Origin of the sequence: Roseibium polysiphoniae (assembly GCF_014842925.1) — a bacterium.
Lineage (GTDB): Bacteria > Pseudomonadota > Alphaproteobacteria > Rhizobiales > Stappiaceae > Roseibium > Roseibium polysiphoniae.
The window spans coordinates 253,601-274,827 of the sequence record NZ_JACYXJ010000007.1 but is presented as its reverse complement, the minus strand read 5'-3'; the positions used below and the strand labels follow the sequence as shown (position 1 = coordinate 274,827).

Sequence of the window (21,227 nt, the reverse complement as noted above, 5' to 3'; positions counted from 1 at the left end):
GGGACTTGGTGAGATGAAGGCAATTTCGAACGAGCTGATAGCGGCGGCACAGGCCGGTGACCAGAGCGCGCTGGAGGCGGTGCTCATCGGAATTCAGGACAAGATGTATCACCTATCAATGCGGGTTCTGGCCAACCCAGACGATGCACTGGAGGCGACACAGGAGATCCTGATCTTGATCCTGACGAAACTCTCCACCTTCCGGGGAGAGAGCGCTTTCTCCACTTGGGCCTATCGGGTCGCAAGCAATCACCTTCTGGGCGCGAAAAAACTGCGAGACCGGGATCCAGGTCTGACGTTTGATCTCTTCAAAGCGGATCTCGAAACCGGGCTTGTCGCCGATCCGCCCGCCGCGCCAGACGAGGCTCTTATGCTCAACGAGCTTCGGATCTCCTGCACAATGGCGATGTTGCTCTGTCTCGATTTCAATCATCGCCTTGCTTATGTGCTCGGCGATATTCTCGAATTCGACCACGTGGAAGCAGCGGCGATCCTGGAAATAACTTCAGACAATTATCGCAAGCGTTTGTCACGGGCCAGAAAGGACGTGATTGCCTTTACGTCCACATCCTGCGGCGTGGTTTCCAAGACCGCCAAATGCAATTGCCGGAGCCGCTTGCCTGCTGCGATTGCCGCAGGCCGCGTAAGGCGGGACGATCTTGCCCATGCAGATGCTCGGCAGCCGAGCTATCAAGAGGTGGTCGCCGACGTTGAAACAATGGTCGGGGATCTCAAGACCCTGAAGCTTCAGCGCAGCGTTCCAGAGCCCGCATTTCCACAAAACCTGTTGGCGCAGATAGCAGGCATCGTCTCGCTACCGCACTGACCTTGATCGCCTGAACACTGTTCATGGACGAGTTTTCAACCGGCCGGATTTGGCGGGAACGCTCCCTCTTTGTCCGGTCCCTTCCCCCTCCAAGAAAGGAGAAACGATGACTTGGAAAACAATACTCAAGACCACCGCGGCGGTCGCCGGCCTTGTCGCCACGACGCTGAACCCGACCTTTGCAACGGAGACATATGAGATGAATGAAGAGCAGAAACAGGTCATGAAGGCCATCGAAACCATGACGTCGGACTTTCAGAAGGCTGACTACGATAAGGTAATGAACGCCTATGAATCTCAGGCGTCCGTCGTTTTCGAACCGGGCAAACCAGTCTCTGATCCTCAACATGTTCGCCAGGGTTTCGAGGTTTTCGGCACCATGAAACCTGTCTTCACCTACGCGGGCCACGAGGTGATCGTTGAAGGAGATATCGCAGTCCATCTCGCGCCATGGGATATGACCGGTACCGGGCCTGATGGCAAGCCATTGAGCATGAGTGGGCTATCGGTTGCGGTCCTGCGCAAGCAGACGGACGGGAGTTGGAAGATGGTGATCGACAATCCCCATGGACAGCGGTTGATCCCGCAATAAGTCGGCCCGAGCAGAACGCTCTGAAACACTCTCTCTGAAATCGGGTCGTCAGGTAACCATAGCTGTGTTGGCTGTGGTCATCTGGCGGCCCTTAGCTTGAAAGATCCGCCGACTGTCGCCATATTCGATAACGAAACGGAGTGAAGGACACTCCTGTTCGGATGCCGCTCAAAATGGGTCCGGACGCAAGGTCGCTTTAAAAGGACTTTGGCGATGACACGCATGTCAGCGTTTTCAAGCCCGTTCATGCTCGGGTTCGATGATATCGAGCGCGTGCTTGATAGGGTTTCCAAGGCTGCCAATGACGGCTACCCGCCCTACAATATTGAGCGTCTGCCGAAAACGGACGAACAGGGCGACGTCATTCGGATCACTCTTGCGGTTGCCGGCTTCACCCGGGACCAGCTCGATGTGTCCGTTGAAGAGAGCCAGCTTGTCATTCGGGGTCGTCAGATTGACGACAAGACCCGGCAGTATTTGCACCGCGGGATCGCTGCCCGCCAGTTCCAGCGCGCATTTGTGCTGGCAGAAGGGATCGAAATCCTTGGTGCGGACCTGAAGGATGGCCTATTGTCTATCGATCTTGCGCGTCCGGAGCCTGAACGTGTGATCCGGAAGATCGAAATCTCCAGCGGCGACTGACACTCCCCCGCCGGAAAAAACCTTGGAGAGACCATGACGCGTAACACCAATGATGCTGCAGCGCTGGCGCGAGAAGCGGAGCTGATTGCCATGAGCGAAGAGGTCCTGGCGGACCTCGGTATCGGCAGCATGGCGTATATCCGAAAGCTCCAGGCCAAGGATATGGCCGCGCTCTTCCCGGAAGTGCCGCCGATTCAGGACAGCACAACGCTTTGGGCGCTGCTCAATGCAGACGGCACACCGATCCTTCTAGCGGACAGTCGCGAAGCAGCTCTGGCCAATGCCTTCGAGCACGACCTTGAAATGGTCAGCGTTCACTGATCGTCTGGAATGGACGACATTACAAAACACCGGTGCGAGCGATCGCGCCGGTGTTTTTTTATGCTCTAATTGGTGGTTTCCGCCACTTTGGATCGAGGTGATGACACTTCTTCTGACAGCCGTGAAGTTTGCGGTTTTGGCGATTTTCGCCAGGGCTGTCCCTTGAACCAGGCCACCACATAGGCAACTGCAATCAGAGCCGCAAAGCCGAGCAGGTTGGACAAGGTCTGAGGTAGCCATTCGCCGCGCCCCCAGACCATGTCGCGGAGAATGCCGGCAGCTTGAGCGATGACCAGGCTCGCCATGAAAACCGCAAGGGATTGTTGGCCGACTTTCTGAACGATGCGGACGAAGCCACCCCAGATGCGGCCATGCCCGAAGAGTCGAAAGCCTTTGTCGCCTGCTGCGACCCAGGCAAGGTAAGCCAGCGCCAGGAAGTGCACGTACCGCAGGAAGCCGAGCTCACTCTTGATCCAGAGTGGTTTCAACATGTCCCTGACGATCTGTGCAAACTCGACGTTGAGATGGATCCGGAAGTAGGCGAAGGGCAGGGAAAGAAGCAGCACAGCGATCGCGAGCGCAATCAGGCGCTCATCCACCGGCGGTGCCGGAATCCAGCCTCGCATGAAGGCAAAGCCGGTAAAGAACACCAGCTGCCACGCGAAAGGATTGAAGTACCAGGAGCGGTCAGACCACGGCTCTGCGGGCAGGTTCAGCAGTTGGAAATTGGCAGCAAGCCAGAGCCCGATGGAGAGTACGAAGGCGGCCCAGACCGAGATCCGCGATGCGATCATGATGACGGGTATCAAGGCTAGGATCACAATGTACATCGGCAGGATGTCGAAGTAATTCGGCACATAGGTCAGCGTCAGCAGCCCTGGCAAATTCAGGGGCGTATTGTCAAAGAACGGCCAGAGGTTCAGCGATCCGACATAATTCTGGGTCAGATCGCAGCATTGCGTGAGAAAGCCGCTTTCGTGGATCGCGACAAGGCCTGCCGCAATGACAAGGAACTGGCAGATATGCGCCCAGTAGACCTGCCACATCCGCTGCGCCACTCGCGCAATTCCCATTCCTGCGCCGTGAACGTCAAACACCTTGCCGAAGGCGAGCGCGGAGGCCATGCCCGAACAGAAGACGAAGATCTCCGTGGCATCTGAAAACCCGAAGCGGGCCGGGATCCAAAGCGTCCACCAGTTTCCCGGAAGATGGGCGATATAGATGATGAACATGCCTATGCCGCGAAAGAAGTCGAGGCGAGGGTCGCGGAATTTGGTCGGGCTTGATTGAGCGTTCACGTCAGAAATCAGTCCATGGGCTGGGCGGTCCAGCTTATCGGCCGCCAAGGGCAATGTCGGTTTTCAGCTCAAGTCAGGCGTGAGCTGCGCGCAGCCGTTCGTCTAGCATGATCTTGGAAGCGCTGCGCATTTTCTCGCAGGTTTCGAACCTTTGCTCGGCAAAGTGATCTACCGCGCCACGTTTGCGGGTGCGGTCCTTCAGGACCCTTTCGGCATCTTCAGCAAAACCGGCTCGAAGGGCGGCGTCGATGGTGATGCGTTCGAAGACATCCCTTTGAGCGTGGGAGCCGCCAATGGTCGGAAGCTCATCTCTCGCGGACGAGAGCATGTGGAAGGCCGAAGCGTAATTGCCTTTGCGATACTGCTCGAGGCCCAGGCCGACTGGCACACCGGCTTTTGCGGAAATGCGAGCAATGTCTCCTGTTTGACGTGAGCGCGACTGCAGGTCTCCCAACAGGCGCTCGGCTCCCATGCGGCGCCCGCCATTCAGCAGCGCCAGCAGGTAATGCAGATCCGCAAACACGTTGCAGCCGTCCTCCGCGCGTTTGTCCGAAAGCAGCGCAAGTTCTTCCCAGCGTGCGCCCACATTGACGCCTTCAATCTCAAGGCGTGAGAGCAGGGAAGTGGCGTTGGAAATATCGCGGAAATCATCCGTCCGGTCGCGGCGGATCTCTTCGTCGTAAAGCGACAACACCTTGTCGATCTCGCCGCGCTCCAGATACATCAGCGCAAGGTGCCACCAGACATGGTAGCCGAAGTTGTTGCAATGCGCCCAGCCTTCAGGTCGATGCTCAAGCCAGGTAATACCTTCGTCCGCCCGGCCGGTCATGTCGTGGACATGGGCGACCGCATGGAGCCCCCACGCGTCGTCCGTGGCATGCTGGAGGCCCTTGCGGCCAAGCAGCTCCGCGTCCCGGTAGTCTCCGGTTTCCTCGAGCGCAAAGGCGCGGCAGCCAAGAATATAACCATAAGACGGATGCTTGCTGTCATAGGCTCCAAAAACACTGTCGATCGACGCACGCATGCCCTTTGAATCGCCCAGAACAAATCGAATGGCGTGCACCAGCTTCACGATCAAGGCGTCCCGGGGAGCCGACGTGAGCACACGGTCCAGGCGTTCGGCCGCATGTGATGGCCACCCGTCAAGCCAGTCAGCCAGCGCGCCCATGAGCGCTTTTTCCCGCTCGGTGAGGTCCGCCGTTTTGCTGATCTTTTGGGTCGTGCTCAGGCAGTCCTTGGCCGTCGCCACGAGCTCCGAGCGGCCCATTAGCAGGCAGAAGATACCGCGCGTCGCATGTGCCATGGCGAAATCGGGAGCCAGCTCCAGCGCCTGTTCCAGGTGGACTGCAGTCTCTTTGCCATGTGCGAGGAAGGCATTTACGGCCGCATTCCAATGAACGACGGCTTGCTGGCTTGAGACTGTGACGTCATAGCCGAACTGATCTGTATAGCGCATGGCAAGCCCTTTGACCGTATTGCTGGCATTTCCGGAATGTGTGCGACAGAAAAGGCGGGGCCTAATCAGCTGCAAAATCACATCCTCGCATTGCAACAAGAGGGCAGGCGGCTTCTGAACTGCAACACACAAAAAGGTGTTAGCTCTGTGTTGAGTTGGCCGTAATGCTGCCTCAAAATGGAATCTCTTTCTCCATAGGCAGTTCGATAGCGGATGGTATTTCTTGTTGGATCAATGGGAAATGCTTAGATGGGTTCCATGACAGTCACGACCGTAACACCTCCGAATGAGGGTTCTCAGAAGCCCATACTCGCCTTTGCTGTTGCAGCTTTGGTGATCGTCGCGCTTGGCGCCTACTCGCTCGGCGGAGCGCGCCAGGCGGGAGCCGCCCTGATTGGCGGCCTCGCTGGTCTTTCCCTCTATCACGCCAGTTTCGGCTTCACCGCCGCCTGGCGTCATATTGTGACCGAGAAGCGCGGAACGGGCCTGCGTGCTCAGTTCGTCCTCATCCTTCTGACATCCGCTGTTGCCTTTCCCCTGATCGCCTGGGGCGGTGATTTCGGCATGCCGACCGGCGGCTTTGTCTTTCCTTTCGGCTATGCGGCAGCCGTTGGCGCATTCATGTTCGGTCTTGGCATGCAGCTCGGTGGAGGCTGCGCATCCGGCACGCTCTTCACCGCAGGCGGAGGGTCAACACGGATGATGGTCACCCTTGCGGCCTTCATCCTTGGATCGGTCCTCGCGACAGCCCACATGCATCTTTGGGGACAGCTGCCCAAGCTGCCGGCCTATTCTCTGGTGAGCAATTTCGGCCCGCTCGCCGCCTTTGCGATCACTGCGGTGGTGTTGGGCGCAATTGCCGTTGCAACGATCAAGATCGAGAAAAAGGCGCATGGTCGGGTTCTCGAAGCGCGAAAGACCGCCTCCCTTACGACAGGTCCCTGGTCTCCCATGCTCGGTGCTGTAATGCTTGCCGTGGTCGGCATTCTCACCTTCATCGTCGTTGGTCGGCCCTGGGGCATCACCTCGGGTTTTGCTCTCTGGGGTGCGAAGGTTTTCGCGGCAATCGGCATCCCGGTCGAAACCTGGCCCTATTGGCAGTGGCAGACCAAGGCGCTTGAAGCGAGCGTCCTTTCGGACAGCACCTCGGTCATGAATTTCGGCATCATTTTCGGTGCGCTGGCGGCTGCTGCGCTTGCCGGCAAGTTTGCGCCGGTTTGGCATCTGTCCGCCAGAGATCTGCTGACCGCGATCGTTGGTGGCCTGTTGATGGGCTACGGGGCGCGGCTGGCCTATGGCTGTAACATCGGCGCCTATCTTGGCGGGATTGTCTCCGGATCCATGCACGGCTGGCTGTGGCTGGTCTTTGCCTTTGCCGGAAGTTTGCTCGGCACGCGTCTTCGCCTCAAGCTCGGAATGGGTTGAGGCGCCTGCGCCTGAGCACTCGATTGTGATCAGCACGTGAGCGCTTTTACAGTCCGGCGCCTTCAAATCGGCGTCTGTTGCGTTTCATTCTCCCCTCCCATCCATGAAGGAGAATGACATGACTTTGTTTCGCTCGATCCTTGCGTCCACGCTGGTGCTGGTTTGGTTTTCGGCCCAAGGGTTGGCCAGTGGCCTGCAACCCCGTGATGGCTGGCGGATCATCGATACGCCGCACGCATTTTCTGAACTCGTGGATCGGGTAAAGGCTGCGGTGAAGGCCGAGAAGATGGGTCTTGTCACACAGGCGAGTGCGTCTGCGGGAGCAAAGGGCCAAGGGATTGTCATCCCGGGAAACCAGGTACTCGGTGTCTATCGCAATGATTACGCCCGCCGGATGCTCAAGACCTCCATCGCTGCTGGCATCGAAGCGCCCATCCGCTTCTACGTCACCGAGAACCACGACAAGTCCGCGACGCTTTCCTGGAAGACACCCAGCGAGGTTTTTGAACCTTATATGGCCGAAGGCGGCGATGACCTGAAAGTCATGGCAGCAGAGCTCGACGGTGTCTTTGAAGCGATCGCCAAGCGTGCCACCATCGAGTAGCGCCAGGCTCTAAAAGGCGACATCGCCGGTCACCTTCGGCACGATGGGCGCGAGGCACTCATGAAGCCGGGTTTCCCATTCGCGCAGTTTGCCCCGCGAAGATGCAACTGGATTGAGCGGGGCAAAAAGTGAATAAAGCGGTTCGATACCGTGCGTTGGCAGACCTCTGGCGGAACGAGGTCCTCCGGCACGGTGTTCGGCAAAACGCTTGCCGATCGGGCGCGTGGTCGAACCCACGTACGCGCCATACCAGAGATTGGTCTCCGTATAGCCACCTCTCAGGATGACATAGACCTTTCCCCTTGCTGATGACTTGGGCGCGGTCTCCTGAATGTCCGGCAGAAGAACGTCTCTGACCGAGCGCCTTGCATCGGCCAGCCAGACAATCGGCTCCAGGTCCGCGTTGGCGAATTTCATTCGGGCCTGCAGATCTTCACGCCTGATCGTCAGTTCCTCCAGAGCGAGCGTCGCCAGCTCAAGGCAGGGTGGCTGGAGCTGAAGCCATCCTCCGATCAATGTGTCCAGATGCCCGCTCTTCCACATCGAGAAGGGGCGCGGGCTGGAATAGTCGAGCCCGTCTAGCGGCGGGTTGCAATCCGGGGCATGGCGTCTGTGTTCCATCTTGATACTTTTTGCGTTTCCGGGCGCCGGGGGCAAGGTGCCCGCTGAGACTTTTGCCTTTCCTTTTGGCAGCGGCGCACAAGGAACAGGCTTGCAAGAAGCGTTTGGGGCACTACCTTTGATCTCATGTTTAACAACCTGAAAGGAGGTGTGCCCATGTCTAGTGAGACCCTGAATTTGGCCCTTAAGTCTGGGCGGAATGTGTCGGTGCCGGAGCAGCCTCTGGCAACAACAGGTTTCGCCGGGATCTAGTCCGGACAAAAAGGTCAGTTCGATCTCATGGGAGGCCCGCTTTGCGGGCCTCTTTGCGTTTCACAGGTCGTGCGTCTTTCCAGAGTGATAGTCTTGGAATTTTGTTTCATTTGTAACTAATATCGGTTCGGGTCAACCGTCAGGGAGGGACATGTGACCAGACCAAGACTTCATTCCTACTTCCGCAGTTCGACATCCTATCGACTGCGCATTGCTCTCAATCTGAAGGGCGTGGAGACAGACTACATTGCGCATCATCTGAGAACCGGTGCGCAGCGTTTCGAAAGTTACCTTAAGCTCAACCCGCAAGGGCTTGTGCCTTCACTGGAGCTGCCGGACGAGAGTGTTGTTCTCATCCAGTCCCTGCCAATCATCGAGTATCTTGAAGAGACGATCCCTGAACCGCCCCTGCTGCCGGCTGACCCGATAGGACGCGCACGCGTGCGGGCACTGGCGCAGATGATTGCCTGTGAAATCCATCCGGTGAACAATTTGCGTGTGCTCAACGAGCTCCGGCAAAGCTTCGGGGCTGACGACGATGCGGTTGCTGACTGGTTCAGGCACTGGGTCGTGGAAACCTTTGGTCCGCTTGAGGCGCTGCTGTTTGGCAGCCCGGATACGGGAACCTTTTGCCACGGCGACAACCCGGGCCTCGCGGATATCTGCCTCGTCGCGCAGGTTGCGAACAACCAGCGTTTTCAGGTCGACATGAGCCCCTATCCGACCATTCGCCGCATCTACGACGCCTGTATGGAACGGCACGAGTTTCAGCAAGCTGCGCCAGCCAACCAGCCGGACGCTGAATAACCTGGCAAACACCGAGCAGAGCACGGCGGTCACTCGACCGCCGTGCTCTGTGTTGAACCAGGACCTGTTGCTCAGACCAATCCGATGGCCTTGCGAACATCTTCGTCGCGAAGCGAGCAATCCATACCTTTGTAGGCGTCTCCGGCATCCGTTGCGAGCCAGGCGATTGCCTCGCCGACCCACTCCGGGGGAATGTGGACGCCCGGGTCGAGCTGGCTGACCGGGTTGATGCCGGATGCCTTGATCGCGACCTGCATTTCGGTGGCAACCGTACCGGGGCTCAGGCCGAGGACGCGCACGCCTTTGTCGCCAAACTCCTTGTCAGCGCATTTCGTCAGGGACAGAACGGCGGCCTTTGATGAGCAATAATGGCTCCAGCCCTCAAGTGCGCCGGTCGCTGCACCAGAGCTGATGTTGATCACTGTCCCGCTTCCTTGCGCAGCCATAACCGGCAACGCTTCGTGAAGGCCGTAGTAGACACCCTTGACGTTGACATCGATGACCTTTCCCCAGGCTTCTGGATCGGAATCCTCGATCCGGTTGATCGGGTCGATCAGTCCTGCATTGTTCACCAGGATGTCCAGGCTGCCGAACTTTTGGGTGCAAAGGGCAACGGCATCTGCAACAGCCTTGTAGTCGGACACGTCGCAGGCAATCGCTTCCGCCTGGCCACCTTCGGCGCGGATCTCGGAAGCAATCCGTTCGATGTCCGACGTGCTGCGCGCTGCGAGAACAACCGCAGCGCCATGCTTCGCCAGGATACGGGCAGTGGCCTCTCCGATGCCTCGGCTTGCACCTGTCACAAGAGCAGCTTTTCCATTCAAGTCAGGCATTTGGTCCCCCAGTCGTTCGTTGTTTGGAAGCCACCATCTAGGAACAAATTGCTTGAGATGCCAGAGGTGCGGTTGTGCGACTTGCCTTTCAGGCCGCTTGCGTCATTCTCCGGCTATGACTTTTTCCTATCAAGCTTTGCGTGAGCGCCTTCGGCATCTCTATTTCGGTCAATCATCAGCTGCCCGCATCTGGCGCTATGTGCTGTTGACGTTCGACGTGTTGACGATTGGGTATTTTATCGTCTCTTCGATGCTGGATCCCGGCCGGATCCATCATGAAATCGACTACCTGATCGCGGGTGTCTTGCTGCTCGACTACCTCGGGAGATTGATGGCTTCCGCGCAGCCCGGGCGCTATGTGATCAGCTTTACAGCCATGGCGGATGTGGTTGTCATCGCATCCCTGATCGCACCGGCCTTCTTCGAAAACCTGGCTTTCCTGCGCGTGATCCGCATGCTGCGTCTGCTGCGCTCCTATCATGTGCTCAAGGAGCTGCGAGACTCCTCTCGCTGGTTCAAACGCAACGAGGAAATCATCCACTCGGGCGTGAACCTCGTCGTGTTCATCTTCATCGTGACGGCCCTGGTTTACGTCGTGGAGGACGATCGCAATCCGGCGATCAACAACTATCTGGATGCCCTGTATTTCACCGTCACGACGCTGACCACAACCGGGTTCGGCGACATCACCATGAGCGACAGCGCGGGACGGTTGCTCACGGTCGCCATCATGATCTTTGGCGTGGCGTTGTTCCTGCGTCTTGTCCAGACGATCTTCCGGCCGGTCAAGGTCCACTACAAATGCCCGGATTGCGGCTTGAGCCGTCATGATACGGATGCCGTTCACTGCAAGCACTGTGGACGGGTCTTGAACATTCCGACCGAGGGTGAGTGGGGATAGGCGCGGAAGATATCTTCTTTTCCACCTGATCGCGTCACTGTGATTGGCAGGCTCTTGGGATCGCTGGCAGATGATGACAACGTCTGATGACCGATTGTCGACGTCGACCTAAAGGAGCGTCCATGCCCTCGAAGAAGTCCGTGCTTGCAATCTCATTCTGGTGGGCCCTTGCCTTGCAGCCAGCTGTGGCTGCAGATGCCTGCGGCGGTGAAGTGCCCTGTGAGCTTGAAGAGGGTACTTATTATGCTCTCTTGCCCGATGATGCTGAAACGGTGCCGCCTGTTGGCGCAGTGTTTTATCTTCATGGGCATCGCGGGAAAGCACTGAACGCGGTTCGGAATGCCTCGTTCAAGAAACTTGCGAACGATCTGAATGTTGTCTTTGTTGCAGTTCAGGGGATCGATGGCACGTGGTCATTTCCCACCGGTCCGCGAAGTCTGCGCGATGAAAACGCGTTTTTTGACGCAGTTCTCGACGATGTCGAAGACCGGTTTCACATCGATCGTGAAAAGACCCTTCTCACCGGCTTTTCATCTGGCGGCTTCATGACCTGGTATCTGGCTTGTGACGATGCGGACCGGTTTGCAGGATACGCTCCGATCGCCGGTGCCTTCTGGAAGCCCCTGCCTGAAGAATGCCCGACTGAGGCTCCCTATCTGTTCCACGTTCATGGAACGTCGGACACGGTCGTGCCGCTTGAGGGGCGTCCGCTTGGTGGTGGAAAGTATCACCAGGGAGATGTCTTCAAGAGTTTTGATGTCTGGCTTCAGCAGCTTGGACTGACTGACGACAAACCCATGACCTATGACGACGGCAGCCTGAGCTGTGAGCGCTGGTCGCCTGAAACGGGGCTGCTTGAGCTTTGCCTTCATGATGGTGGGCACAATGTGCGCGCCGAGTGGATGGAGCGTGCATGGCATGAACTTGGCAAGCTGAAGGGCTGGTCCTGATCACGGCATTTGACGAACACTTGAGCGAATTTGCTGCTCTGCCGGGCGCGGAGCAGTTGACGGGAGAGAATTCAGTCGGCTCATTGGGCGCAACGCAATTCTCTTGGTGAGCCCTTGTCAGTGTCTTCCTCTCCCGCCGGCGCCCTGTCTGGCCTTGTTGTTCTTGACCTGTCGAGGATTCTCGCCGGTCCGACGTGCACCCAGATCCTCGGAGACCTGGGAGCCGAGGTCATCAAGATCGAGCGGCCGGAGAAAGGCGACGATACGCGTGGTTGGGGCCCGCCCTTCCTGAAGGATGCCGCAGGCCGCGAAACGCAGGAAAGCGCCTATTACCTGTCGTCCAATCGCAACAAGCGATCTGTTGCGATCAACCTGGCATCGGAGGCCGGACAGAAGCTGGTCAGGGATTTGGCCATTAAAGCGGATGTTCTCGTCGAGAACTTCAAGGTCGGCGACCTGAAGCGCCGGGGCCTGGATTTTGACAGCTTGAAAGCTGTCAACCCTGGCCTGATCTATTGCTCGATCTCCGGCTTCGGGCAAACAGGACCCTATTCCTCAAGGGCAGGCTACGACTTTCTGATCCAGGGGATGGGCGGGATCATGTCATTGACTGGACTTCCCGACGATGAAGGCGGCACGGAAACCAAGGTGGGTGTCGGCATCGCCGATGTCATGTGCGGTATGTACGCAACTGTGTCGATCCTTGCTGCATTGAACCATCGGAACAAGACTGGTGAAGGGCAGTATCTCGATATTTCTCTTTTCGACAGCCAGGTCTCCTGGTTGATCAACCAGGGTGTTGCTCATCTGGTTTCAGGAGAGATTCCGGGGCGTCTCGGAAATGGTCATCCAACCATTGTGCCCTATGAGACTTTTCCTGCGAGTGACATGTCGTTCATCCTGGCTGTTGGGAATGACAGTCAGTTCAAGAAATTCTGCGTGGCGGCTGGCGCTCCTGCCTTGGCAGACGACCCACGATTTGCCGCCAATGCGGATCGCGTACGAAATCGCAAGGACCTTGTGCCGCTGATCCGCCGACTGACGATTGAAAAAACAGCGGTTGAGTGGATTGAGCTTCTTGAACGCGAGGGCGTGCCCTGTGGCCCCGTGAACGACCTTGGGTCGGTCTTCACAGACCCACAGGTGCTTGCCCGCAATATGAAGATTTCAATGCCGCACGAACTGAGTGGATCGGTCGACCTGATCGGATCGCCCATTCGCATGAGCAAGACGCCTGTCGCCTACCGTCGTTCGCCGCCAACGCTGGGCGAAGGAACCGAGGACGTCCTGACATCCCTGCTGGGCCTGACAGACGACGACATTCGGCAGCTGTCAGCGAGCGGCTCCATCCAGACAAGACAATCTAGGGAAGAACCTGAATGACCACCGGAGCCGATATTATTGCGGGCAAGCTGCATGCTGCCGGGTGTCGCCACGCCTTTGGCATCCCTGGCGGCGAAGTTCTCGCCCTGATGGACAGTATCGACCGTGCAGGCATACGCTTTGTACTGGTCAAGCATGAGAATGCAGGTGGCTTCATGGCAGAGGGTGGGTGGCATGCCGATGGAGCACCTGGCGTTCTGCTCGCAACACTCGGGCCTGGCGTTGCCAACGCCATTAATGTGGTTGCAAATGCCTGGCAGGATCGCGTGCCCCTGGTCTTTCTCACCGGTTGTGTCGATGCTGCAGAGGCGGAAAGCTACACGCATCAGGTGTTCGACCATCAGCAGCTGCTGCGGCCGATCGTGAAGGCCAGCTTCTCCGCCCGCCTGGATGCTCTTGACGTCATGATGGTCAAGGCGATTGCGATTGCCCTTGAGGGACAGCCGGGACCGGTCCATATCGACGTGCCGATCAAGGTCGCCGAGGCGTTGACGCAAGAACCCTGGAATCCGAACCGGGGTCCCTCGCTGCCGCAGCTGGCGGTCGCCGATGGCCCACATCTGACGGAGGCCCTGGAGCTATTTGCAAAGGCGAAGCGGCCGATCGCTATCGCCGGTGTCGATGCGATGAATGAAGGTGCAGGACCCGAGCTGGCGGCTTTCTGCAGGCAATTCTCGATCCCCTTGATCACCAGCTACAAGGGCAAGGGCCTGCTTGATGAAATGGATGCTCTGGCGCTGGGCGGCGCAGGCCTTTCTCCCAAAGCGGACAACATTTTCCTTCCGTTGATCAACCAGAGCGATTGCGTCCTGCTTCTTGGATACGATCCGATCGAGATGCGGGCAAACTGGCGCAATCCCTGGCCCGATGACGCCCCTGTCATTGATGTGTCGCCTGTGCTGAGAGCCCATGGGATGCACAAGGCGCGTTTTGAGCTGCGCAGTTCAGTAAAATCCGCGTTGTCCGTGTTTTCCAAAAGCAGGACGGCTGATGCGCCGGCCTGGCCCGCCGGAGAGCCTGCCAGGGCCAGGGCGGACCTGGAGAGTGCATTCGCTCCTGAAACAGATGGCTGGGGCCCCGCGACTGTCTTCCATACCCTTCGCAAGCTGACGCCGGATGAAACCGTCGTAACGGCCGACAGCGGTGCGCATCGGATTCTTGTCAGCCAGATCTGGAAATGCAGACAGCCGAGAGGGATGCTCCAGTCCTCGGCTCTATGCACGATGGGATGTGCGGTTCCACTGGCGATCGGACATCGACTGATTGATGACACTGAGGCGCCTGTCGTTGCTTTCGTTGGTGATGCGGGACTTGAGATGTGTCTGGGAGAACTCTCGACGCTTCGTGATCTGGGCCTGCCAGTGATCATTTGTGTCCTTGTGGACCGGTCCTTGTCGCTGATCGAACTGAAGCAAAGGGCCAGCCAGCGTGCAAATGTTGGCGTCGATTTTGGCGAGACCGATTTCCCGGAAATCGCGCGCGCCTACGGCGGCCACGGGACTTGGGTCGAAGCGGTTGACGGGCTGGCGAACGAGATTGAGGGTGCGTTGCATAGACCTGGATTTACAATTATTGCGTGCCGAATCTCAAATCGCGCCTATGACGGTAAACTCTGATTTGCATCGTGTGGAGGGTTCGAGGGGCGTCGTAATGCCCTGGAAAGCAAGCATTCCAGCCTAATTTAACGCATTCATTATTCTTGCCACTATTGGGCGAATACGTTTCGGCGACTTTACGTTGAAAAATGCGCAAAACACGCAATGTAGCTCGATATGTCTCAAGCGAATATCATCGATAAAAATACTAAATTTATGATTTATTGATCGATGTTTCCCCTCGATTGAAGATATGAGGGTATAAATAGAAACCACCCCTATATCGGGAATTCGATGTAGATATTATGATTTTAATGTAAATTTATCATGATGTAAAGCAATTGTATAAGATATAGTTATATTATTCTTGATTTATTATCATTTTAGTAAAAAGCAACACCTATAGAATCAAATAATACTTAGTATCTTAATAAGTAAATATACGTCATCTTTGTCGGTTTAATTTTTCATTAACCGTTTCGATCTCTCATCTCCACAAGTGTTAGTTGCCGAATTGCTGCCGCGGCCCTTTGCAATTGTGGATTTAGAAAAATGAATACTGAAAATATTGTCACCGATAAAAATGACGATACTCGCGAGTATTTCGAGCTTCCTCAGATTTGTGATCTGGCGGCCGCTTCGAAGGTCCACGCGGCGATGTGTGACCGCGGTGAGAGTTCCGATCTCCTGATCGACGCAGGCAGGGTGGAACGCTGCGGCACGGCCGTTGCGCAAATTCTGCTGGCCGCTTCGATCGATCTCGAGGGCCAAGGCAACCGGCTCGTCATTTCATCCATGTCTGAACAATTCAAAATGTCTCTGCAGGACCTTGGTCTCGGAGATTGCCTGTGTAGCTGGGAGTAATCGCATCATGGCGAAACGCGCACTAACCGTTGATGACAGCAAAACCATGCGGGACATGGTGGCTTTCACCCTGAAGGGAGCCGGTTTTGATGTCCTTGAAGCGGAAGACGGCGTTCATGCCCTTTCGGTGGTGAAGGGGCAGAAGGTCGATGTCGTCATCACGGATATCAACATGCCGAACATGGATGGGGTGACGCTCGTCCGCGAACTCCGGGCAAAGGCCGAGTTCAAGTCGACACCCATCTTGATCCTGACCACCGAGGGTGGGGATGACAAGAAGGCCAGCGGCAAGGCCGCCGGCGCAACCGGCTGGATCGTCAAGCCCTTTGCCCCGGACAAGCTGCTGTCCGTGGTCAACAAGGTCTGTCCCTGACCCTATCCGCACTGAGATGAAGTTTCGCACCGACAGGTCACGTTTATGAGCAATGACGGCACATCCGGATCAGATTTCGAGCGCTTCCGAATTACGTTTTTCGAAGAGTGCAACGAGATCCTGGCCGATCTGGAAGTTCATCTGACGCAGCTGCAGGAAGAAGCTCTCGACAATGAGGGCCTGAATGCGGTTTTCAGGGCGGCTCATTCCATCAAGGCGGGCGCAGGTGCCTTCGGCTTTACCGATCTTGTCAACTTCACGCATTCCTTCGAGGCGTTGCTCGACAAGATGCGCGACGGCGAGATCGATCAGACACCTCAGGTCGCAGACCTTCTCGTCCGTGGCGGTGATGTACTCGCAGAACTCGTCTCGGCAGCCCAGGAAAACCGGTCCGCAGGGCCGGACTTCGGCGCCGATGTGCTCGAACAGGTCAACGATCTGTTGGGCAGTGGTCAAAAGCCGACAGAGGTTTCGTCGGATGCCGATGCTCAACAGGCGACGGTCAGCAGCGGGATGGGCATTTGGACTATTAGGCTGACACCCAATGCAGATCTCTTCAAGAACGCTACGGAACCGCTGCTCCTGATCCGGGAGCTGCGCGAGTTGGGATCGCTCAAGATCCAGTGCGACCGCAGCCAGTTGCCACCATTGCGCAAGCTGGATCCTGAGCTGGCCTATTTCTCGTGGACGTTCGATCTGGAGTCTGAGTGCTCAAGTGCGGACATCGAGGAAGTCTTCGAATTCGTTGACGACACCTGCGAAATCGCGATCGAGCGCGCGGTCTCGTCAGAGGAAGACGCCGAAACCGCTGAAGTGCCGCCAGAAGGTACAGAGGTTCAGCCAGAAGTAAGTCTGCCTGCTAAAAGCGTTGCGGCGAAAGAAGCAGCGCCGGCCGGCAACAAGGCCAAGGCTGCTGCGGCGTCCTCCATTCGTGTGGAGCTTGGCCGGATTGACCGCCTTGTGAACACGGTCGGCGAGCTTGTGATCACCCAGGCAATGCTCGCTCAGGAGCTGGCCGACCTGACCGCGGACAACGAAAGACAGCCCATCGCAGGGCAGGAACAGCTCGCCAATCTCACGAGGGAGCTGCAGGAATGTGTCATGGCGATCCGCATGCAGCCGGTGAAGTCGGTTTTTGCGCGTATGCCGCGCCTGGTACGGGATTTGTCCGGGAAGCTGGGCAAGAAAATATACCTGCGCATGTCTGGCGAGCATACCGAGGTCGACAAGACGATCATCGAAGAGCTCGCCGACCCGCTGACCCACATGATCCGCAACTCCATCGATCATGGACTGGAAACACCGGACGAGCGTGTCGCAGCGGGCAAACCGGAAGAGGGAACAATCGACTTGTCGGCTGCGCATGTGGGCGGCAACATCGTGATAAGCATCAGCGACGACGGTGCGGGGATCAACCGCGAACGGGTTCTTGCGATCGCGATTGACAAGGGCATTGTTCTGCCCGACGCTCATCTCACCGATCAGGAAATCGACGAGCTTATCTTCGCACCCGGCTTCTCGACCGCCGAGGAGGTCACCGACATCTCCGGCCGCGGCGTTGGCATGGATGTCGTGAGACGAAACATCGTCAGTCTTGGTGGCCGTATTCAGATTCAGTCGCAACCGGGGCATGGCACACGGCTCAACATGCTGATCCCGCTAACCCTCGCGGTGCTCGATGGCATGATCGTGGCGGTCGGAAACCAGCGCTACATTCTTCCGATTACAAGCATTGTCGAGAGTTTCAGGCCGAGCCCGTCCCAGATGCGGCGCCTGGATGATTGGACACAGGTTGTCCAGATCAGGGGCGAATTCATTCGTATCGTTCGCCTTTGCGACCTCTTCAATGTCGAAAATGCAACCCACGACCCAACGCAGGGTCTGGTCGTTCTGACGGAAGTCGCGGGCGGCGGGAAAATCGGCATCACCGTTGATGAGCTCATTGGTCAGCAGCAGATCGTGATCAAGAGCCTGAACGACAATTTCGATCCGGTTCCCGGCATCTCCGGAGCGACAATTCTCGGCAACGGCAAGGTGGCGTTGATTCTGGATATCGAACAGTTGGCCGGCATGAAAGCGACGGTGCCTTTGCCGCACGACGGGGACGGTCCGAAAGAGGTCGATACTCCCGTCGCGATTGTGGCGGCCGAATGAGGATGGGGGACGAAATCATGCAAGCAAACATGCTTCAGGCACAGGATTCAAATCCGGCTGTCAAAGGGTCAGAGACGGCAGCAAGTGAAATTGTTGCGTCGCCGACCTCTTGCCAGTTCATCAGTTTTCGCCTCGGCGAAGATGAATATGCGATCGACATCATGGCGGTCCGCGAGATCAAGGGATGGACCGATGCCACGCCCCTGCCAAACCAGCCGCCGCACGTTCTCGGCGTTCTGAACCTTCGTGGCGCGATCGTACCTATCCTCGATCTTCGCAGCCGATTTGGACAGGGGCTGACAGAGGCCACGCCCATGCATGTGGTCATCATCGCCAACGTTGCCGAACGCACCTTCGGCATCCTTGTCGATGCTGTCTCAGACATCCTCACGGTGGAACCCGAAGAGATCAAAACCGTACCCGATGCTGACCGTTCCGAGGGCGAGGACTATCTGTCCGGGATCATCAACGCCGACCATGGAATGGTGGTGGTTCTTGGCCTTCAGGAACTCTTCCGCTGATGCAATCCCATTATAGCAACCGACGCCAGACCGGTTCTGAAGCTTTCCAGGAGAGAAAAATGCAGACCACCGATGAGACGGCCCAAATTGCCCCGCAACGCAGCGGTGGCTTTTCGGTCAAAAAGAAAGTTCTGATCTTTTCGAGCATCTTGACTGTCACGATCCTGTTGATCGCTGGCCTGTCATTCCTGTCTTACTCTCGGACAAATCAGTCCTTCGCAGAGGTCGAGAAGGCATTTGCCGCCGAATACGAGATGGCGCATTTGCTCCAGAACTTCCTGGTTCTGAAAGCCGACGCACGCGAGTATCTCCTGGGCGCATTGGATGGCAGCTCCTCCCCGGTGCCTGAAAAGCTTGTCGTATTTGAAAAACAGCTTGGCGAAACCAAGGGTCATGTGAGCGCGCGCCATCACGAGGGACTGGCCAAAGTCGAAACCGACACGCTCGAATTTCATGAGCTCTATGAGAAGGCAAGCCATCTCAAGCAAGAAGAGCAGGTGTTGTTCCTGGAGACTCTGAAACCGCTTGGCGAAGAGCTTGAGAAAGTCATTCACGACGTCGAGACAGCCGCGATCCGGAGCACAAACTCCAATGCGATCTCCCAATCGGCGGCGCTCATGGAGCAGTTGATGAAAGGGCGCCTGATTGCAAACCAGGTGATTTCATCCGGCAAAAGCGACGGCGTCGAAAAGGCGGAACAATCGCTTGCCAAGAGCGAAGTTTTGATCGCCTCGCTTGCCAATTCCTCAATCCCGGGCGTGTCGTCGCGGGCCGCGGAGATTTCGGGCAAGGCGGCCGCATATTCCGAGACGCTTACCAAGATCGTTCAACTCGCAGAAGAGCTTCACGCGCTGATTGAGAACGACATGGTGTCGACGGCGGGACACATCGAAGAAGACTTCGAAAACATCATGTCCGCGTTGAGCGACGAAGAAAAACAAATCGCTCACGGCGTCGAAACCTCGACCTTCACGACCTTCCTGATCAACGCAGGTTCGTCGGTGCTTGCCCTCGTGATGTGTGTGCTTTTCGCCCGCCTGGTCATTCGCGGCATCGTCAAGCCGCTCACGGATCTGAGCGATCAGATGGTCGAGCTTTCCAATGGCGCGCTTGATCTGGACGTGGCGTATCAGGATCGCTCTGATGAAGTCGGCCAGCTGGCACGTGAACTGGAGAATTTCCGCAAGGCAGCCAACGATTCCGAACTGCTTCTCGGCGTGAATACCCGGATCAAGGTCGCGCTGGACAATTGTACGACCAACATCATGCTGGCCGATATGGATGGCAACATCGCCTATCTGAACAAGTCAGTCTCGAAGATGATGCGCAATGCCGAAAAAGACTTGCGCGAGGTGTTCCCAGGTTTTGCAGCAGACGAGCTGGTTGGAACCAATATCGACATCTTCCACAAGAACCCGGCACATCAACGCAACATCCTGGCTTCGCTTAATCAGACGCTTGAGACTGAAATCAAGGTCGGCAGTCGCGATTTCGGCCTGATTGCCAACCCTGTCCTGGATGCGAATGGAAATCGTCTGGGTGCGGTTGTCGAGTGGACCGATGTCACCGAAGAGCGTCGCGTTGAGAGTGAGATTTCCACGGTGGTTGATGCGGCGGCCAACGGAAACTTCCGCGAGAAGCTGCCGCTCGAGGGCAAGCAAGACTTTATGCTTCGCCTGAGCACCTCGATCAACGAACTGTGCGAGACAACTGCAAATGCGCTCGATGACGTGAATGGCAAGCTTCGGCTTCTGTCACAAGGTGATCTCACCACCCGCGTGACCACGCCATATTCTGGCATGTTCGACGAGCTGAAAAACAATCTGAACGACACGGCAATCCGTTTGGCGGAGATCGTTTCGGAAGTTGCAACGGGGGCTGGTGAAGTCAGCAACGCTTCGGCCGAAATCACGTCGGGGACGACAGACCTTTCGGAGCGGACCGAGCAGCAAGCGTCCAATCTGGAGGAAACATCGGCCTCCATGGAAGAAATGGCCGCGACGATCCGTCAGAACGCGGAAAACGCGCAGCAGGCTGATCAACTCGTTGCAACTGCGAACCAGGTGGCAACGCACGGCGGTGATGTTGTCACCAAAGCGGTCGATGCGATGAGCCGGATTGAATCGTCCTCGCAGAAGATCTCCGACATCATTGGCGTGATTGATGAAATCGCCTTCCAGACCAACCTGCTTGCCTTGAACGCCGCGGTAGAGGCAGCGCGTGCGGGCGATGCCGGCAAGGGCTTTGCGGTCGTGGCCTCCGAGGTTCGCTCTCTCGCACAGCGCTCTTCGGAAGCGGCGAAGGACATCAAGGACCTGATCGTCGAAAGCGGCGGACAGGTGACCGATGGCGTTGATCTGGTGAACAACACTGGCGAAACGCTCAGTGAGATCGTTACGTCGGTGAAGAAGGTGGCGGATATCGTCTCGGAAATTGCCGCGGCCAGTCGCGAGCAGGCGACCGGCGTTGAGGAAATCAACAAGGCGGTGAGCCAGATGGATGAAATGACCCAGCAGAACTCCTCCTTGGTCGAGGAAAATGCAGCGGCCTGCCGCATGCTTCAAAGCCAAGCCGAGAACATGAGCCAGCGCATGGCGTTCTTCAAGACGGATGCCGCCATGCTCAACGCGGCGCCTCAGGTTGCGTCAGCCGGCGGCAATGTCGCCACGCTTGGCGGAAGCGCCGCCGCATATGGCCGGCCCGCGCGAGCGGGAGCGGTTGCCCTCCAGGAAAATCTCGCGGTCGCGATCAACGCGGATGACGACTGGAAAGAGTTCTAGGCCCTCTTCACGCCGCGGCGGGTGCAATG

The 21,227-nt window shown here is 57.2% G+C and carries 20 protein-coding genes; 16 read left to right on the top strand and 4 right to left on the bottom strand.

The window, feature by feature from the left end:
* The first annotated feature begins 13 nt into the window (after positions 1 to 13).
* From IG617_RS19540 to IG617_RS19525, 4 genes are all read left to right on the top strand, one after another.
* Positions 14 to 826: an RNA polymerase sigma factor gene (locus IG617_RS19540; protein WP_192110915.1), complete on the top strand. Its 813-nt coding sequence runs from the start codon at positions 14 to 16 to the stop codon at positions 824 to 826.
* Between the two features lie 106 nt (positions 827 to 932).
* A complete protein-coding gene (locus IG617_RS19535) occupies positions 933 to 1,418 on the top strand; it encodes a YybH family protein (RefSeq protein ID WP_192110914.1) in 486 nt (161 codons plus the stop codon).
* A 213-nt stretch (positions 1,419 to 1,631) separates the two neighbouring features.
* A complete protein-coding gene (locus tag IG617_RS19530; protein WP_162858376.1) occupies positions 1,632 to 2,060 on the top strand; it encodes an Hsp20 family protein in 429 nt (142 codons plus the stop codon).
* A gap of 33 nt (positions 2,061 to 2,093) precedes the next feature.
* Positions 2,094 to 2,381, top strand: a complete 288-nt coding sequence (locus IG617_RS19525; RefSeq protein WP_209003961.1) for a BQ00720 family protein — start codon at positions 2,094 to 2,096, stop codon at positions 2,379 to 2,381.
* 65 nt (positions 2,382 to 2,446) lie between these two features.
* On the opposite strand, the gene IG617_RS19520 is transcribed toward IG617_RS19525, so the two are convergent.
* Together IG617_RS19520 and IG617_RS19515 are read right to left on the bottom strand one after the other, a co-directional pair.
* Positions 2,447 to 3,679 (bottom strand): OpgC family protein, encoded by a 1,233-nt coding sequence (locus IG617_RS19520; RefSeq protein WP_338110042.1) that lies wholly within the window; start codon positions 3,677 to 3,679, stop codon positions 2,447 to 2,449.
* 73 nt (positions 3,680 to 3,752) lie between these two features.
* Positions 3,753 to 5,135: a tetratricopeptide repeat protein gene (locus tag IG617_RS19515; RefSeq protein ID WP_192110913.1), complete on the bottom strand. Its 1,383-nt coding sequence runs from the start codon at positions 5,133 to 5,135 to the stop codon at positions 3,753 to 3,755.
* A gap of 249 nt (positions 5,136 to 5,384) precedes the next feature.
* On the opposite strand from IG617_RS19515, the gene IG617_RS19510 reads away from it, so the two are divergent.
* Positions 5,385 to 6,560 carry a YeeE/YedE family protein gene (locus IG617_RS19510; protein ID WP_420826161.1) on the top strand — a complete coding sequence of 392 codons (1,176 nt, stop codon included), beginning with the start codon at positions 5,385 to 5,387 and terminating at the stop codon, positions 6,558 to 6,560.
* 118 nt (positions 6,561 to 6,678) lie between these two features.
* Positions 6,679 to 7,164, top strand: a complete 486-nt coding sequence (locus IG617_RS19505; RefSeq protein WP_192110912.1) for a DUF302 domain-containing protein — start codon at positions 6,679 to 6,681, stop codon at positions 7,162 to 7,164.
* Between the two features lie 9 nt (positions 7,165 to 7,173).
* Here IG617_RS19505 and IG617_RS19500 read toward each other — a convergent pair whose 3' ends face one another.
* Positions 7,174 to 7,785 (bottom strand): GIY-YIG nuclease family protein, encoded by a 612-nt coding sequence (locus tag IG617_RS19500; RefSeq protein ID WP_192110911.1) that lies wholly within the window; start codon positions 7,783 to 7,785, stop codon positions 7,174 to 7,176.
* Positions 7,786 to 8,190: 405 nt separating this feature from the next.
* Between IG617_RS19500 and maiA the strand changes: the two genes are divergently transcribed.
* Positions 8,191 to 8,844: a maleylacetoacetate isomerase gene (gene maiA / locus IG617_RS19495; RefSeq protein WP_192110910.1), complete on the top strand. Its 654-nt coding sequence runs from the start codon at positions 8,191 to 8,193 to the stop codon at positions 8,842 to 8,844.
* A gap of 71 nt (positions 8,845 to 8,915) precedes the next feature.
* On the opposite strand, the gene IG617_RS19490 is transcribed toward maiA, so the two are convergent.
* Complete coding sequence (locus IG617_RS19490) at positions 8,916 to 9,677, bottom strand: SDR family oxidoreductase (protein ID WP_192110909.1); 762 nt, start codon at positions 9,675 to 9,677, stop codon at positions 8,916 to 8,918.
* A gap of 115 nt (positions 9,678 to 9,792) precedes the next feature.
* On the opposite strand from IG617_RS19490, the gene IG617_RS19485 reads away from it, so the two are divergent.
* From IG617_RS19485 to IG617_RS19445, 9 genes are all read left to right on the top strand, one after another.
* Positions 9,793 to 10,578: an ion channel gene (locus tag IG617_RS19485; protein ID WP_192110908.1), complete on the top strand. Its 786-nt coding sequence runs from the start codon at positions 9,793 to 9,795 to the stop codon at positions 10,576 to 10,578.
* A 122-nt stretch (positions 10,579 to 10,700) separates the two neighbouring features.
* A complete protein-coding gene (locus IG617_RS19480; protein ID WP_192110907.1) occupies positions 10,701 to 11,528 on the top strand; it encodes a CE1 family esterase in 828 nt (275 codons plus the stop codon).
* A 120-nt stretch (positions 11,529 to 11,648) separates the two neighbouring features.
* Positions 11,649 to 12,911, top strand: a complete 1,263-nt coding sequence (locus tag IG617_RS19475; RefSeq protein ID WP_192110906.1) for a CoA transferase — start codon at positions 11,649 to 11,651, stop codon at positions 12,909 to 12,911.
* Positions 12,908 to 14,527, top strand: a complete 1,620-nt coding sequence (locus IG617_RS19470; RefSeq protein ID WP_192110905.1) for a thiamine pyrophosphate-binding protein — start codon at positions 12,908 to 12,910, stop codon at positions 14,525 to 14,527. Before IG617_RS19475 ends, IG617_RS19470 begins: the two co-directional genes overlap by 4 nt.
* Before the next feature lie 531 nt (positions 14,528 to 15,058).
* Positions 15,059 to 15,370, top strand: a complete 312-nt coding sequence (locus tag IG617_RS19465; RefSeq protein ID WP_192110904.1) for an STAS domain-containing protein — start codon at positions 15,059 to 15,061, stop codon at positions 15,368 to 15,370.
* Between the two features lie 7 nt (positions 15,371 to 15,377).
* Entirely contained in the window at positions 15,378 to 15,743 is a 366-nt protein-coding gene (locus IG617_RS19460; RefSeq protein WP_153770463.1) for a response regulator, read from the top strand.
* Positions 15,744 to 15,788: 45 nt separating this feature from the next.
* Positions 15,789 to 17,897 carry a chemotaxis protein CheA gene (locus tag IG617_RS19455; protein WP_192110903.1) on the top strand — a complete coding sequence of 703 codons (2,109 nt, stop codon included), beginning with the start codon at positions 15,789 to 15,791 and terminating at the stop codon, positions 17,895 to 17,897.
* Between the two features lie 17 nt (positions 17,898 to 17,914).
* Positions 17,915 to 18,418 (top strand): chemotaxis protein CheW, encoded by a 504-nt coding sequence (locus IG617_RS19450; RefSeq protein WP_254170635.1) that lies wholly within the window; start codon positions 17,915 to 17,917, stop codon positions 18,416 to 18,418.
* Between the two features lie 59 nt (positions 18,419 to 18,477).
* Positions 18,478 to 21,198, top strand: a complete 2,721-nt coding sequence (locus IG617_RS19445; RefSeq protein ID WP_192110902.1) for a methyl-accepting chemotaxis protein — start codon at positions 18,478 to 18,480, stop codon at positions 21,196 to 21,198.
* Positions 21,199 to 21,227 lie beyond the last annotated feature (29 nt).